Consider the following 13,293-nt stretch of genomic DNA (forward strand, 5'->3'; position numbering starts at 1 on the left):
ACCTATAAACTACCTTTCGTTGACATAATATCTTTAATTCTTGGGTCTCTTGAGGTGGCTTCATCCAGCGCTCTTCCGAAAGACTTAAACAGCCCTTCGATCATGTGATGGTTGTTGGAGCCGTTTAAGAGCTTCATGTGCAGGTTCATGCCTGCGCTGTAGGAAATGGCATAAAAGAATTCCCGGACCATTTCTGTTTCCATATAGCCTACCCGTTCTGCGGTAAATTCGCCTTCAAAAGAAAAATACGGTCTTCCGCTTAAATCTATGGCGCAGAGTACCAGCGTTTCGTCCATGGGCAGGATGCAGCTTCCGTAGCGTCTGATTCCCCTTTTGTCCCTCAGTGCAATCCGTATGGCGTTTCCCAGCACAATCCCCGTGTCCTCAATGGTATGGTGGGTATCCACAATCAGATCGCCGGTAACCTGAACTCTCAGGTCAAAAAAACCATGGCGGGCAAATCCATCCAGCATGTGGTCGAAAAAACCGATTCCCGTGTTCAGCTGGGTAGTTCCGCTGCCATCCAGGTTCAGGTTCAGACTGATATCTGTTTCTTTTGTTTTCCGGTGCTGTTTGGCAGTTCTGTCTCCAGGCATAACATTCTCCTTTTTGTATTCATCAGAAATGAATTTATTTTAATCCTCAAACCTTACTTTAATCGAATTTGCGTGCGCCGTCAACTGTTCCGAGGCAGCAAATTGTACAATATCTCTGTAAATCGGTTCCAGCGCCTCTCTGGAATATGAGATAATACTGGATTTTTTGATAAAATCATCCACACCCAGAGGAGAGAAAAATTTTGCTGTGCCATTGGTGGGCAGCACGTGATTGGGCCCGGCAAAATAGTCGCCCAGAGGTTCGCTGGCGTAGTCGCCCAGGAAAATGGCTCCGGCGTTTTTGATCTTCATCATGGTTTCAAAGGGATTGGCTGTTAAAATTTCCAGGTGTTCGGAAGCTATCTCACTGGCGGTTTCCACAGCATCTTCCATGGTTTCCGCAACCAGGATATATCCATAATTTTCCAGGGATTTTTCAATAATTTCTTTTCTGGAAAGAACGGCGGTAAAGCTGTCCACTTCACGGGAAACCTGTTTGGCCAGTGCTTCACTGGTGGTAATCAGGATGGCGCTGGCCAGTTCGTCGTGCTCTGCCTGAGATAACAAATCAGCAGCCACATACCGGGGATTGGCCGTTTCGTCTGCCAGAACAAGGATTTCGCTGGGGCCGGCGATGGAATCAATGCTTACATGGCCGAATACTGCTTTTTTGGCCAGAGCCACATAAATATTGCCAGGTCCCACAATTTTGTCCACTTTTGGTATGGATTCTGTACCAAAGGCCAGGGCCGCCACAGCCTGGGCTCCGCCTGTTTTGTATATTTCATCCGCACCTGCCAGGTCTGCGGCTGCCAGGGTGGCAGGATTGACCTTTCCGTCCCGGTTACAGGGGGTTGTCATCACAATTTTTTCCACTCCTGCTACTTTTGCCGGAATGATATTCATAAGAACAGAAGAGGGATAGGCTGCTTTTCCTCCCGGTACATATACGCCCACACGGGAGATGGCTGTTACTTTCTGTCCCAGCAGTACCCCGTCCGGCCGGCTGTCAAACCAGCTGTACTGTTTCTGTTTTTCGTGATAGGCCCGGATATTTTCCAACGCTTTTTTCATTACGTCCAGAAGTTTTGCATCTGTGAGACCATAGGCTTCTTCAATTTCTTCTTTTGTTACCCGGATATTTTCCGGAGTAAGATCTGCGCCGTCAAACTGTTTTGTATATGCAAACAGCGCTTCATCCTTTTTCTCACGCACCTGAGCAATAATCTCACTGACTTTTGCTTCGTATTGCTGATAGTTGTTGGGACTTCGCTTTAACAAATCTTCCAGAAGATTTGTTTTTGTATCATCTGTTAATTTTAATATTCTCATTAATATTCCTCCCTGACACCCTGTACAGAAGCAATCTTATAAAAGTTAATTCTGAATTATATAAAAAACAATCTGCGGTAAAAATAAAAAATCAAGTCTGTATTCTATATATACTGTTAAAATATGGATTAATATTATGAATTTCATGTTAAAACATAAATTAATATTATGAACTTCATGTTAAAATATAAATTGATATTATAAAACCTCTTTTAAATCCTGAATTAATCGTGTGATTCGTTCATGTTCCATTTTCATGCTGACCTGATTTACCACCATTCTCGCAGAGAGAGGACATACCTCCTCCAGCACATGCAGGCCATTTTCCCGCAGGGTGGAACCCGTCTCCACAATGTCTACAATAACTTCGGACAGTCCTACGATCGGGGCAAGTTCAATGGAACCGTTTAGCTTGATAATTTCCACCGTCTGGTGTTTTCTGTTGTAAAAATAATTTTTGGCAATTCTGGGATATTTGGTGGCAACGCGAATCAGCTCATGATGTTTCAGAAGTTCTTCTGCTTCTTTTGGTCCGCAGACGCACATCCTGCATTTGCCAAATCCAAGGTCCAGCACTTCATAAATGTTTCGGGCTTCTTCCAGAATGGTGTCTTTTCCCACAATTCCAATATCTGCCGCTCCGTATTCCACATAGGTGGGCACATCGGGGCCTTTGGCCAGAAAGAATTTCAGTTTCAGTTCTTCATTGACAAAAATCAGTTTCCGGGTATCTTTGTCTTTCATTTCCTGGCAGGTAATCCCTGTTTTTTCAAAGGCGGCCAGCGCCTGCTTTGCCAGTCTGCCTTTTCCCAGTGCAAAGGTTAAATATCTCTGTTCCTCTATGGTATCCATGTTATATCCTTTCTCTTTACATTTCAGTCAATATGGAAACGGGCCCCTTAACACAGAAACTGAATCTTTGTCATATTCATGCGTCTGGCATAGGACTGATAATCTTTTTGTGTTTTTGTTTCCTGCCATTTGACAAGGGAAACCTGATGTCCCTGTTCCCGCATAATAATTGCCTGCCGGATGGCTTCTTCCTGTTTCTGTTCCTGATACACCAGGAGAATTCCATTGTGGCTGACAGGAATCTCTGTTTTCTGACGGGATAATGCGGCCAGAAGCTGGTCCACTGCCACTGCAAATCCGATGGCTGGGGCATTTTTTCCGAAAAAGGTGAGCAGTTTGTCATAACGTCCGCCCTTTGCCACCGGTTCCCCGCTTCCGAACGTGTAGCCGGAAAAAATGATTCCGGTATAATAGTGATAGGTACTCAGCATACCGGGCTCAATGGAAACATATTTTTCCACGTCGTAATACTTTAATACCTGGGTCAGTTCTTCCAGATGTTCCAGTGCATGGAGAATCACCGGATAAGGGGCAGACAGTTTTTTTGCCCGCAGCAGCAGTTCTTCTGACATACAGGTATTTCCCAGCATGGAAAACAGTTCCCGCAAATCTTCCGGTAAATGAAGGGCGTCCAGAAGTTCTTCCACACCGAAAAAATTCTTATTGGATATGAGTTCCACCAGTTCCTGTTCGGTTTCTTCTTCCAGGCCTGCGGCCTCGGCCAGTCCCCGGAAAAAGTCCACATGGCCCACTCCAATCTGAAATTCCTGCAGACCTGCCACTTTCAGCGCGTTTACCACAAGGGCAAGAATTTCTCCGTCGGCAGCTACGGAATTATCGCCGATTAACTCTGCTCCGGACTGGGTGGTTTCTTTCAGCCTGCCCTGATAGCTGCTGTTGTTGATAAAGGTATTTCCCATATAACAGAGGCGGACCGGAAATTCTTCGTCTCCGTAGTATTTTGCCGCACATCTTGCGACAGAGGGGGTAATATCCGGACGGAGCACCAGTGTATTGCCCTCCCGGTCAAAAAATTTATATAAATCTCTGGAAGGTGTTGTTCCGATTTCCTGGCTGAAAATATCAAAAAATTCAAAAGTCGGAGTTTCTATGGTATGATATCCGTACTTTTTCAGCAGTTCATGGAGGTTATTCTGTAAAACCTGTTTTCGTGCGCATTCACTGCTGTAAATATCCCGCACTCCTTCCGGGGTATGTAATAATTTCTGTCTCATAATCTGTCCTTTCATCTGTATATGGAAATCTTCCTGTTTCTGAAGCTGATTCAGCAGATTCCATGATATACCGGCACTTTAGTATGCTACCATGCTACCACGATAAAACAATAATATTATATAAGAAATCTGTATTTTTGTCAACTTCGTTTTTCCAGGTCCTGCTGCATCAGCTCCAGATAAGGCACCAGGATTCCGCCTTTGGAAGAGAGGAAAAAATCCGGTTCCAGTTCCTCGTAGCGAAAACTTTTTCTTCCTCCTGCTTCGGCCCGATTCCAGAATTCCATGAGTTTTTTGTGGCGCAGATAATAAAATTCATTTCTGTGTGAGTAAAAAATCAGCAGAAAGGAAATTCCTTTCTGGCCCTCAAACTCTTCCATAAACCGAATCTGATGGGAATGGATGTTCTGCAGGGGAAAGGTATCGGTATGGCATTCCTTTGCGTCAAAGCATACCGGGATTCCCTGTACTGCTCCGATATAGTCCACGGTACTTTTCTGATCAAAATAGGCCAGGGTAATGTGCCGGCTGTCTTTGTCAATCCGAACAGGTGTGATCGGGGTGGGGACTTTCTGGATAAGGGCCAGTCCGTGTTCCGCATATTTTTCATTGGTAAGATTGATAAATTCTTCCAGAGTGGAACCGCGCAGGCCCCTGGAGTTCCATGTTGCCATAATAGCTTCTCCCTTATCTGTGTGTTCTGAGGAAGTCGAGTGTTTTTTGGAAAATTCCGCTGACCGGTGCTTCCAGTGTTCTGCCGTCCGCCAGTTTTATCAGGGAGGCATGGAGCAGCTGGGACTGGATGCCAAGTTCCCGATATCCCCAGGTATTGATATGTTTATCTCCGTATTTGTGATCTCCCAGTACCGGATACCCCAGGGCGGCCAGATGGGCCCGGATCTGATGGGAACGTCCGGTAATCAGGCGTACGTTCAGGAGGGTAAAATCTCCCTGCTGTTCCACGGTAAAAGTTTCCACCGGCATACAGGCTGTCTGGATATGTTTGCTGCCGGGAACTTCTGTTTGGGTTACTTTTACCTGGTTTCGGATTTCATCTTTTGACAGCCATCCTTCCAGCAAACGTGATTCGGAAATTTTTCCCTTCACAAGGCAGAGATAATATTTTTCCGCAGAGCGGCTCTGTAACTGTGCTCCCAGTTCCTGCAGGCCTTTCAGGCTCTTTCCGGCAATCAGGAGGCCGGAAGTATTTCGGTCCAGACGGTTGCAGACAGAAGGCCGGAAGGTTTTTAACTCCTCTTCTGTCAGCTCCTGTTTTCCCAGCAGATAGCCAATGATATATTCATTGGCGGAAATATCCGAGTGTTTTCCTTTCTGGGAAAGCATTCCCGCCGGTTTGTTGATGGCCAGGATATTTTCATCTTCATAAATAATGTCCAGCGAAATCCGGGGATAGGTTCTGGCCGGGGCTTTTGAAAATTTTGTCCAGGTTTCCTCAGACAGAAATAATTTAACCTCATCTCCCAGTTGGAGTTTCTCGGAGCCGTCTGCTTTTTTGCCGTTGAGGGTAATATTTTTTTTCCGGAGCATTTTATAAATAAAACTTCCAGGGGCCTGAGACAGGAGTTTTTTCAGGTATTTATCCAGACGCTGATTTTTCTCGTTGTTTCCGATCTGAAATTCTTTCATGTTTTTTTCTCCTGCTTTCTGCTTTTGTGTATCGTTCGGATGGTTCCGGTATTCTTGTGTGTTCTCTTTTTGGATTTGCCCTGCTTTCCATCTTTGTGTTCTGACAGTTTCCGGGGTTTTATCAGGCAGTTTTTTGCGAAACCAATCAAATCCTGCCTGCCGGTTTTTACCAGTGCTTCTCTGACCAGATCATGGTTTTTCGGGTCCCGGTACTGTATCAGCGCCCGCTGCATGGCTTTTTCATGAGGATTACGGGCGACATACACCGGTTCCATGGTACAGGGATTCAGTCCTGTGTAATACATGCAGGTGGAAATGGTGGAGGGCGTCGGGTAGAAGTCCTGTACCTGTTCCGGCATATAGTTAAGTTCCCGGAGAAATTCTGCCAGCTCCACAGCCTCCTTCAGGGTGGAACCAGGATGGGAAGACATAAGATAAGGTACCAGATACTGGTCTTTTTTCAGGTTCCGGTTCATATTCTCGTATTCCCGGACAAACCTGCGGTACACAGCTGCTTTGGGTTTTCCCATATACTGCAGTACCTGGTCAGAAATATGTTCCGGCGCCACCTTCAGCTGTCCGCTTACGTGATACTGACACAGTTCTTTCAGAAAAGTACGGTCAGAATCTGCCAGCAGATAGTCAAAACGGATTCCGGAACGGATGAATACCTTTTTCACACCGGGAAGATTCCGGAGTTTCCGAAGCAGAGAAAGGTAATCTCTGTGGTCTGCTTTCAGGTTCCTGCAGGGTTCCGGGAACAGGCATTGTCTGCCGGTACATACCCCTTTTGTCAGCTGCTTTTCGCAGGCGGGAAAACGGAAATTGGCGGTGGGTCCGCCCACATCATGGATATATCCCTTAAAATCTCTGTCTTTTATCAGAAGTTCTGCCTCACTGAGCAGTGATTCTTGGCTTCTGGACTGGATAATCCGTCCCTGATGGAACGTCAGGGCACAGAAATTACAGCCGCCAAAACAGCCGCGGTTGCTGGTAAGGCTGAATTTTACTTCTGCGATGGCAGGTACTCCCCCTGCTTTCTCATAAGAGGGATGGTATGTGCGCATATAGGGCAGCGCATAGACGTCGTCCATTTCCTGTCTGCTCAGAGGAAGGGCCGGAGGATTCTGTACCACGTATACCTGATTGGGGTATTCTTCCACCAGACGTCTGCCCGAAAAGGGATCTGTATTGGAATACTGCAGGTAAAAACTCCTGGCATAAACCTTTTTATCCTGTGCGGTTTTTTCAAATTCCGGCAGGAATACCGCGTCGTAGATGTCTTCTTTTTTCCTGGTTTTGTATACCGTACCATTTACAAAGGTAATCTGTTCCGGGGGCAGTCCGCTGTCCAGTGCTTCTGCCAGCGCCAGGATACTGTGTTCTCCCATGCCGTACATCAGAATGTCTGCGCCGCTGTCCAGAAGAATGGAACGTCTGATTTTATTGCTCCAATAATCGTAGTGGGCCAGCCTGCGCAGGCTGGCTTCCACGCCGCCGATTAAAACAGGTGTTTTTTTATAAGTCTGGCGGATCAGATTTCCATAGACAATGGTGGCATAATCCGGCCGCTTTCCCATAATTCCGCCAGGGGTAAAGGCATCCTGGTTACGGCGGTGCCTGGAGACACTGTAATGGTTTACCATGGAATCCATGTTTCCGCCGCTTATAAGGAAAGCCAGTCTCGGTTCTCCGTAGATGGCAATGCTGTCTTTCTTTTTCCAGTCCGGCTGGGAAATTATGCCCACGGTGTATCCGTGGGCTTCCAGCAGACGGCTGATAATAGCATGTCCAAAAGAGGGATGATCCACATAGGCGTCTCCGATTACATATACAAAATCAAACTGTGCAATTCCCCGCTTTTGCATATCTTCTCTGCAAACTGGTAAAAAGTCCCGTTCCATGCTGTCTCCTGTTCTATGCATCCAGTGCAGCCATGAAAATGCCCGGTTCTGCTTCCTGGGATGGTGAAAAAATGTCATAATAACTGTGGATATAATAATCTGCCAGAGCCTGTTTTTCCTGTCTCTGGGCAGATGAAAATTTATCTTCTACGGCACATACCCGCATTCCGGCATTTTTTCCTGCCATAATTCCCATGGGTACGTCTTCAAATACCAGACAGTGCTCCGGTTTTACTCCCAGACGTTCTGCCGCTTCCAGATACACGTCCGGCGCAGGTTTTCCGTGTTTTACCTCGCAGGCTGTGACGATCTCCTGAATATAACGGTCAAGATGGAGGGATTTTGCTACTGCAGCCACCAGTTCTCTGGAATTGCTGGTGGCGATACCGGCAGAAATTCCCTGCTTTTTACAGTGTTTCAGAAATTCTTCCGCGCCGGGTTTGAAGGGTACCTCATATGTATATTTCTCAATGGCCATCCGGTTCCATATTTCCTTTAATTCCTCCACACTCTCGGAGAGATGAAATAATTCTCTGGTGTAAACAGCGGTCTCCGTAAAACTCATTCCTTCAATATCGTGCTGGTAGGTTTCCGGCAGAGTAAGTCCGCGCTGTTCTAAAAATTCCACGTCTATATCGTGCCACAGCCACATGGAATCCACCAGGGTTCCGTCCAGGTCGAATATTACGGATCGTATATTTTTTAACATAGTGTTGTTCTCCTTAAGGTCGTCCGGGCCGGCAGGAACATCCGATTCCAAGGCCTCCCTGACCGATATGGCAGGAAACGCCCATGGAAAGGTTATCGCACAATACTTCCATACCCGGAAAGGCTTCCCGGATTTCTTTCAGCCATTCTTCCGTAGCTTCTTCTGAGGCGCTGGAGGCTGCCAGCAGATATACTTCGCCTTTTTCCTGCCACTCCCGGAATGTGGTTTCCAGATCATGCTGCATGGCCTCAATCATGGCTTTTTTTGCTCTGGCTGTCCCGTGGCATTTCTTAAAGGTATCCAGGGTTCCCACGTCAAATTTCAGTACCGGTTTGATGTTCAGCACAGTGCCAAGGGCCGCTGTGGCCGGAGAAATCCTTCCGCCCCTCTTTAAGTGCTCCAGTGTCTCCACACCCACATAGATAACCATTTTATCTCTGGATGCTTCCAGAATTTCTTTGATTTCCGGCGGGGTATAGCCCTCTTCAATAAGTTCCAGTGCATCAAGTACGGAGCGGTGCAGGGCTGTGGAAACCCTTCCGTTGTCTACCACAAAGATTTTTCCGTTATAGGGTTCTTCCTGAGCCAGTCCAAGGGCTGCTCCGCAGGAGCCGCTCAGTCCGCTGCTGATGGGAATGTACAGAATCTGTTCGTATCGTTCAAGGCCTTTATCCCATAATTTCATAACTTCCGCCGGGGAAGGCTGAGAAGTGGAAACTTCACTGCCGGAGTCCAGTTTCCGAAAAAATTCTTCTCTGGACAGGTTCACATCCTCGTAATAGCATGTATCGTCAAAATAAAAAGGCATGGGCAGTACCATAATACCAAGTTCTTCTGCCTGTTTTTGCGTAATTCCGCTGTGGCTGTCTGTGATTACTCCAATTTTTTTCATGACTTCCTCCTGTTTCCGGATCATCCTTTCCGGGATGGTCCTGTGTGTTCGGTGATTGTCTGCAATTCTTCCGGGGTCAGCAGACGATATTCCCCAGGCAGCAGAGAATCGTCCAGTTCCAGGCTGCCCATGGAAATACGTTTTAAATACAGCACCTTTTTTCCTACTGCTTCAAACATGCGTTTGACCTGATGAAATTTCCCTTCGGTGATGGTCAGGGTAATCCTGGAAATTTCCGGGTGATTTTCAGGCAGAAGATTCAGCTCTGCCGGCCGGGTAAGCCTGGCTTCTCCTATGTCCAGGCCCTGAGAAAACTGCTCTACATCGTCTTCTGTCACATGGCCTGAAACTTCGGCGTAGTAGGTTTTCGGCACATGTTTTCCAGGTGCGAGCAGGTTATGGGCCAGTGTGCCATCGTTGGTAATCAGAAGCAGCCCTTCCGTGTCAAGATCCAGCCTGCCCACAGGAAACAGGCCTTTTCTGCGATTTTTTGGAAAATAGTCCAGAACTGTTTTGTGGATCCTGTCTGTCACTGCGCTGACACAGCCGCCTGGCTTGTAAAACAGGTAATATTCATATCTGGTGTAACCGATGTCCTGTCCCTGAAATGATACCGTATCCGTGTCCGGTGTTATCTTCTGTTCCGGTCCTGTGGGACGGTTTCCGTTTACCAGAATCTGTTTTTTTCGTATGTATTGTTTTACCTGGTTGCGGGATCCGATTCCCATGTCGGCAAGATATTTGTCCAGTCTGATCTCCATGGCGGTTCCTTTCTGTTTCTCTGATGAAGAACTTTTAAATTCCGGTAAAAGAACAGGTTTTATTACAGTCAGGGAGCAGAAATTATCATGAAAACTGATAATTCAGACGTTTTTCCTCTAACCACTTTAAAATCCAGTAGGGGTTAATGCTGAGTTCCGTGCCTGTCTCCCCGTCAATGTAAATACCCATGTGAAGATGGACCGGGAATTTGCCCACGGTGCCCTCTTCTTCCCCATAGCCGCTGTCTCCCATAAAGCCCAGAAGTTCTCCGGCTTTTATTTCGTCCCCTTCCTGAAAGTCTCTGGCATAATCATGGAGATGTGCATAATAGAAATAACCGCCGTGGGGAGAACGGATTCCAATCCGGTACCCTCCAAGTTTCAGCCATCCGATTTTTTCCACTACTCCGTCTGTCATGCTGATTATGGGATAGTGTCCCCGCTGATTACAGGAGGCCATAATGTCCGTTCCTTCGTGGCCCCGGTCTCCGCCGAAATTCCGGTCAAACATCCAGGAATTTTCAAAGGAGGTGGTCAGGGAACTGTCCTGTGCTGACAGAGGAACAGGAAAATATTTTACATCTTCCCAGACAGCCTGTTCGGCCTGTTTCAGCGCCTGGATTTTCTGAGGCTGATATTCATACAGAAGGTTTAAATAATCTTCCAGTTCACTCTGTTTCTTTTTTTCTGTAAAAAGATAACCCAGCAGATAATCGTAACGGGTGTAATCCGTATCTTTCTCAAACTTGCAGAAGGCCTCGTACTGTTCCGGGGGAACCTTCTGCTGCCGCAGGAGTTCTCTGGTATCTTCTGCCACCAGGAGGTGGGTAATCTTCGCAACCTGCCGGATCTGTTCGGTCAGGACCGTAATCAGGCAGACCATTGCTGTAAGAATCAGTAACCATATACATACCTGCTTTTTCATAATCTTCCTTTATGGGTATTATTTGGAGCGTTTCAGGAATTCCAGGAGCAGTTTCCACACTTTTTCCGTGGAGGAAATGCTTAACCTTTCTTTTGGCGTGTGGATATCAAAATTGTCGGGGCCAAAGGAAATACAGTCCAGGTTCTCTATTTTACCGGAAAAAATACCGCATTCCAGTCCTGCATGGATAGCCTGAATCTTTGGTTCTTTCTGAAATAATTCCCGGTAGACGTCTGCCATCCGTTCACGCATGGGAGAGTCTGCCCGATATTCCCAGGCCGGGTAATCACCGCTTATGGTGACTTCTCCTCCCAGAAATTCTGTTAAAAAGGTCAGCCGGTCTGTGACTTCATATTTTCTGCTGGTAACGCTGCTTCGCACAGAAAAGCACAGAGAAAAAGTGTCTTTTTCCAGTTTCATAATACCGGGATTCAGGGAAGTTTCCACCAGTCCTTCCAGTTCCGGGCTCATATGCTGTACGCCCCAGGGCATGGTACGGAGGAAAAACAGCACTTTGGTCAGAGAAGCGGCGTCCAGAACTTCTGTCTGTTTTTTTACCGGCTCGCTGCAAAGAACGCTGACCTGTCGGTCAGAACTGCGGTATTCATGACGAAGCACTTCCTGCCAGGAGGAAACCAGTGATTCCGGGTTGGGCCCTTTCCAGTCTTCCGGTATAAGAATGGTACATACAGCCTCCCGCGGAATGGCATTGTCTTTTAACCCGCCTTCCAGTGTTTCCAGATAAAAGGGAAGTTCTTCCCGTATTCCCTTTAAAATTCTCCCAAGGAGCACAGCGGCATTTCCCCGCTCTTTGTGGATTTCACTGCCGGAATGTCCGCCCTGCAGTCCTGTTACTCTGATTTCATAAAGGGTTCCCTGTACCTGCTGCCGGGATATGGGAAGTATGCAGTCTGCCTGAAGGCCTCCTGCACATCCGGTAAGAAAGATGCCTTCTTCATCGGAGTCAATATTCAGAAGTTTTTTTCCTTTCAGCATGGAAAGATCAATGGCTTCTGCACCCAGCATACCCACTTCTTCGTCTACGGTAATGACGATTTCCAGAGGCGGATGGGGCAGCGTATCATCTTCCAGAATGGCAAAGGCATAAGCCAGAGCGATTCCGTCGTCTCCGCCCAGGGTGGTTCCCTCTGCTTTCAGGAAATCTCCCTCCACATACAGCCGCAGGCCTTCTTTTTCAAAATCAATGTCCACATGGTTTTCTTTTTCACATACCATATCCATATGGCCCTGTATGATAATGGGATCGGACGTTTCATAACCTTCGGAACCGTCTTTGAACATAATCACGTTATTGCTGTCATCCTGTATCCATCTCAGACCATGCTCTCTGGCAAAAGATACACAGTAATCACTGATGGCTTTTGTATTTCCGGAGCCATGGGGAATCTGGCAGATTTCTTCAAAATATGCAAAAACTCTTTCTGGTTTCAGCTTTTCACAAACTCTCATATTCGCCTCCTGCTTTGGTATATTTATTTTATTGGTTCATAGAATAAACTATGAAAAAAATCATGTACATTATTATTCTGACCGGATTTTTATTTTACATTTTAATATTTCCCCAGGAATCGGTAAGCGCTGCGGCGCTGGGGTTGAACCTGTGGTATGAAAAGATGCTGCCGACTCTGCTGCCCTTTTCCATTCTGTCCTATCTGGTGATTCATTCCGGCATACTGGACGGATTTACGCTTATGCTGCACAGAGTTCTGAAACATCTGTTTCCGGTAAGCAGCGCCGGTATTTATCCGCTGGTGGCCGGACTGCTGTTTGGATTTCCCATGGGCAGCAAAATCACCTCGGAGCTGGTTCTTGCAGGAAAAATAACCAGGGAGGAGGGACAGCGTCTCTTCTGTGTCTGCAACAACATCAGTCCCATGTTTATCAGCAGCTTTATCTTAAATGACTGTCTGGGAAGACCGGATTTAAGAACGACGAGTTATCTGATTCTGTACGGGCCGCCGCTGATTCTCTATATGCTTATGAACAGCCGCCGCAGTTTTACCTCTCCTGTGAATGGTAATTTTCCAAAAAAAACGACATCCATGAGCTTTCAAATCATAGATGCCGGCATTATGAACGGATTTGAAACATTGGCAAAACTGGGAGGCTACATTATGCTCTTTGCCATCCTGGCACAGATGACCATGCTGCTGCCCCTGTCAAATCCGGTTTTAAAATGCATCTTCATTGGATTTACGGAAATTACCAACGGAATTTCCTGTACAGCAGAACAGAATATGACGATTCAGACAGCATATCCTCTGATGATGGCATTTACCGCGTTCGGCGGTCTTTCCGGCTTTGCCCAGACGGCTTCCATGGTAAAAGGAACCGGATTTTCCATGGTTCCCTATGTCCGGATGAAACTTTTCGGAACAGTTACTGCATTTATTCTGGCCTTCCTGTTTGTCCGCTAAGG

At 46.7% G+C, this 13,293-nt stretch carries 13 protein-coding genes; 1 reads left to right on the plus strand and 12 read right to left on the minus strand.

The features are described 5' to 3' along the window. Positions 1–2 precede the first annotated feature (2 nt). From hisB to C805_RS15900, 12 genes are all read right to left on the minus strand, one after another. Positions 3–596 (minus strand): imidazoleglycerol-phosphate dehydratase HisB, encoded by a 594-nt coding sequence (gene hisB / locus C805_RS15845; protein ID WP_016214915.1) that lies wholly within the window; start codon positions 594–596, stop codon positions 3–5. 39 nt (positions 597–635) lie between these two features. Then, a complete protein-coding gene (hisD, locus tag C805_RS15850; protein WP_016214916.1) occupies positions 636–1,928 on the minus strand; it encodes a histidinol dehydrogenase in 1,293 nt (430 codons plus the stop codon). Between the two features lie 198 nt (positions 1,929–2,126). Next, entirely contained in the window at positions 2,127–2,780 is a 654-nt protein-coding gene (gene hisG, locus C805_RS15855) for an ATP phosphoribosyltransferase (protein ID WP_016214917.1), read from the minus strand. Positions 2,781–2,827: 47 nt separating this feature from the next. Continuing rightward, positions 2,828–4,015, minus strand: coding sequence for an ATP phosphoribosyltransferase regulatory subunit (gene hisZ, locus C805_RS15860; protein WP_016214918.1), 1,188 nt, complete (start codon positions 4,013–4,015; stop codon positions 2,828–2,830). Positions 4,016–4,155: 140 nt separating this feature from the next. Further along, positions 4,156–4,689, minus strand: coding sequence for a Holliday junction resolvase RecU (locus C805_RS15865; protein ID WP_016214919.1), 534 nt, complete (start codon positions 4,687–4,689; stop codon positions 4,156–4,158). 13 nt (positions 4,690–4,702) lie between these two features. After that, positions 4,703–5,662 carry an RluA family pseudouridine synthase gene (locus C805_RS15870; RefSeq protein ID WP_016214920.1) on the minus strand — a complete coding sequence of 320 codons (960 nt, stop codon included), beginning with the start codon at positions 5,660–5,662 and terminating at the stop codon, positions 4,703–4,705. Beyond that, a complete protein-coding gene (locus C805_RS15875) occupies positions 5,659–7,566 on the minus strand; it encodes a YgiQ family radical SAM protein (protein WP_016214921.1) in 1,908 nt (635 codons plus the stop codon). The genes C805_RS15870 and C805_RS15875 overlap by 4 nt, the downstream gene beginning before the upstream one ends. Before the next feature lie 13 nt (positions 7,567–7,579). Beyond that, complete coding sequence (locus C805_RS15880; RefSeq protein WP_016214922.1) at positions 7,580–8,275, minus strand: HAD family hydrolase; 696 nt, start codon at positions 8,273–8,275, stop codon at positions 7,580–7,582. Positions 8,276–8,288: 13 nt separating this feature from the next. Beyond that, positions 8,289–9,167, minus strand: coding sequence for a DegV family protein (locus C805_RS15885; RefSeq protein WP_016214923.1), 879 nt, complete (start codon positions 9,165–9,167; stop codon positions 8,289–8,291). Between the two features lie 20 nt (positions 9,168–9,187). Further along, the gene (locus tag C805_RS15890) at positions 9,188–9,928 is read right to left on the minus strand and encodes a pseudouridine synthase (protein WP_016214924.1); all 741 of its coding nucleotides are present in this window, start codon (positions 9,926–9,928) and stop codon (positions 9,188–9,190) included. 85 nt (positions 9,929–10,013) lie between these two features. Then, entirely contained in the window at positions 10,014–10,853 is an 840-nt protein-coding gene (locus C805_RS15895; protein WP_016214925.1) for a M23 family metallopeptidase, read from the minus strand. Between the two features lie 18 nt (positions 10,854–10,871). Continuing rightward, positions 10,872–12,323 carry an aminoacyl-histidine dipeptidase gene (locus tag C805_RS15900; RefSeq protein ID WP_016214926.1) on the minus strand — a complete coding sequence of 484 codons (1,452 nt, stop codon included), beginning with the start codon at positions 12,321–12,323 and terminating at the stop codon, positions 10,872–10,874. A 50-nt stretch (positions 12,324–12,373) separates the two neighbouring features. Here C805_RS15900 and C805_RS15905 point away from each other — a divergent pair, with 50 nt between their 5' ends. Further along, the gene (locus tag C805_RS15905) at positions 12,374–13,291 is read left to right on the plus strand and encodes a membrane protein (RefSeq protein WP_022751178.1); all 918 of its coding nucleotides are present in this window, start codon (positions 12,374–12,376) and stop codon (positions 13,289–13,291) included. Positions 13,292–13,293: the final 2 nt, after the last annotated feature.

The organism is Eubacterium sp. 14-2 (assembly GCF_000403845.2).
Taxonomy (GTDB): Bacteria; Bacillota; Clostridia; order Lachnospirales; family Lachnospiraceae; genus Petralouisia.